At 52.9% G+C, this 2437-nt stretch carries 3 protein-coding genes; 2 read left to right on the plus strand and 1 reads right to left on the minus strand.

Going from position 1 to position 2437, the window contains the following annotated elements; all coding sequences use genetic code 11:
* Positions 1 to 331 precede the first annotated feature (331 nt).
* On the plus strand, positions 332 to 988 hold the full coding sequence (locus JX325_RS15375; protein WP_204791937.1) for a GDSL-type esterase/lipase family protein: 657 nt from the start codon (positions 332 to 334) through the stop codon (positions 986 to 988).
* A 154-nt stretch (positions 989 to 1142) separates the two neighbouring features.
* A complete protein-coding gene (locus tag JX325_RS15380) occupies positions 1143 to 2075 on the plus strand; it encodes a DUF4062 domain-containing protein (protein WP_204791938.1) in 933 nt (310 codons plus the stop codon).
* 144 nt (positions 2076 to 2219) lie between these two features.
* Here JX325_RS15380 and JX325_RS15385 read toward each other — a convergent pair.
* On the minus strand, positions 2220 to 2437 hold a 218-nt coding region (locus JX325_RS15385; RefSeq protein ID WP_204791939.1), incomplete at its 5' end, for a hypothetical protein.

Below are 2437 nucleotides of genomic sequence, written 5' to 3' on the forward strand. Positions count from 1 at the left end.
GCCCATAACCATGGCCAGCAGCAGAGCAAGCATTTTTTTCATCGCAAATCCTCCTTTTAATCCTTACAAAAAATGAACCGGCCGATCGCCGGCTCACTGTGTAAATTATACAAGGACTCCCTTCTTTTGTCAATTGAAATCGGAAGGATTTTCGTAAGACAAGAATATTTAGGGAAAGTTTCAAAAATAATTTCGATTTTTGGTGAATTTACCCTCAAAATTCGGAAAAGAATTTGATTGTATGCCTTGACAAACCGGAAAAACCTGCTAACTTATACCACATAGGGTAAATTTCAGGCTGGCTTGCCGCAGACAGAAAGGAAGATGGACGATGAAAAAGCACATCCTCTGCTTAGGAGATTCCAACACCCACGGCTACTGCGCCGACCCGGCCGACTGCGCCGACGGAGGCAGCCGCTTCAACGAGGACGAGCGCTGGACCTGTCTCCTCCAAAAGGCCCTGGGACCGGACGTCCTGGTGACGGAGGAAGGCCTCAGCGGCCGGACCACTGTGTTCCAGGACCNCCTCNACGAGACGATGGACGCCCTCACGGTTGTGTACTCTCTGCTGAAAAGCCACGAGGCGGTTGATCTTCTCATCATTATGCTGGGCACCAACGACTCCAAAGAGCGTCTGGGGGCCAACGCCTCCTGCATCGCCATCGGCATGGAGCGGCTGGTCCGCAAGGCCCAGAGCGTGGACTGCTGGGGGGATCACGCGCCCAATATTCTGATTGTCTGTCCGCCTCCCATCCGCCCGGAGATGGAGCTGGCGGAGTGCGGGGAGCCTATGGGAAAGGGCTGCCTGGAAAAGACGCGGGAGCTGCATAAGTACTATAAGAAGACCGCCCGGCTGGTGGGAGCCCACTACTTAGACGCCAAGGACTGCGAGTTTAACGCCGTGGACGGGATGCACCTGACCCGGAAGGGCCATGCCCAGCTGGCGGCGCTGCTGGCGGAACTCGTGCCGGGTCTGCTGCCGGGATAACGGTTTGCCGGATCTGGTTGAAAGGCGGGGGAACATGTTGTATACTGTAGACGAGCGGCAGGCGCCCTGCCGCCGTCTGCCCGTGAGAGCGCGGGGAGAATCACGGCCGGCGGCGTAAGGAACGCCAAGAACAAAAGAATGGGAGGAAAAACCCATGGCCACGACTCAGGAGCGTATGAACATCCCCATATTTGTGTCGTCTACCTATGAGGATTTAAAGGCCTATAGGGATGAGGTGGAACGGAGCATTATTTATATGAACCAGACCATCAAGGGAATGGAGTTTTTCGGCTCAACGCCTGAGAGACCTTTGGATAAGTGCCTACAGACTGTGCGTGAATGCAAGCTTTATATCGGGATCATCGGCATGCGTTACGGAAGCGTGGAGGAGGACAGCGGGAAATCGTTTACGGAGCTGGAGTATGACGAGGCGGTAAAAAACAGGATTCCGGTGCTGATCTACATATTGGATGAAAACCATCCAATTGCTTCCAGATTTGTGGATAAAGGGGAGGGCGCGGAAAAATTAGAAGCGTTTAAATCCCGCTTAAAGAAGGCGCATGTGGTCAGCTCGTTCACAACTCCCGCCGATCTTGGCAAAAAAGTAACCCAGGATTTGATGAACGAACTGAAAAAAGATCGTGCGATCGAGGACTCTTTGCGGACTCTGCCCTCTGATACGGAGGGCGGCAACTACGAAATTCTGAGAGGCTTTTTGCGCCGGCCTTATAAATACTACGGACAAGAGATTATACTGGATATGCAGCTGACTCCAAATCAGACTAGTTCTGTAAAGGTAGCTCTTTGCAAGGGCTTGGGCCTGCAGGTTGGAGACGTCTCCGGCATCCGCGCCACTGCAAAATCGCCTGATGGAAAAGAATCCAGTTCCATTCAATTGTATGGCGAAGGGGAAATGGCCGACTGGATCGACAGCGTTCGTGAGCCCCGAAGCGCCAGGCTGAAGGGGCGCTTGTCGTACTGCGTATTGAAAGAGGATACGAAGCATGACGACGGGGTGATACTGAAAGACTTCATGTATACGCGCATGATTCTTCTGGATGTTATAGAAGACAGTCTGCCGGAATAGAGGGCAGGCGGGCGCGGAAAATCTCGACGCGGTGGGACCGCCTCGAAACGGACATGAAAAATGCGCCTCCCCGGCGGATTTTTCCGCTGGGGAGGCGTTCTTTTGCCGATATCTTATGTGTGCCGCCGGAAAAGGTCCGGGCGCTTATTTCTTTGCCTCGCGGCGCAATTCGCGGCGCATCCGGTTCAGCTCCTGATAGCGGATGCTGACAAGGCTTTGGAACCATTTAAACATACGAAACGCCTCCTTCATACTTGGGATTGCAGTTCTTAGGATATCAGGTTTACACAAAAAGTCCAGCGGCAAACCGGACGATTCGCACAAATTTCGAAGAGAAAAACTGTGCACAATAAACAAAGGCG

The sequence above is a fragment of the Oscillibacter sp. CU971 genome (assembly GCF_905219725.1).
Classification (GTDB): domain Bacteria; phylum Bacillota; class Clostridia; order Oscillospirales; family Oscillospiraceae; genus Oscillibacter.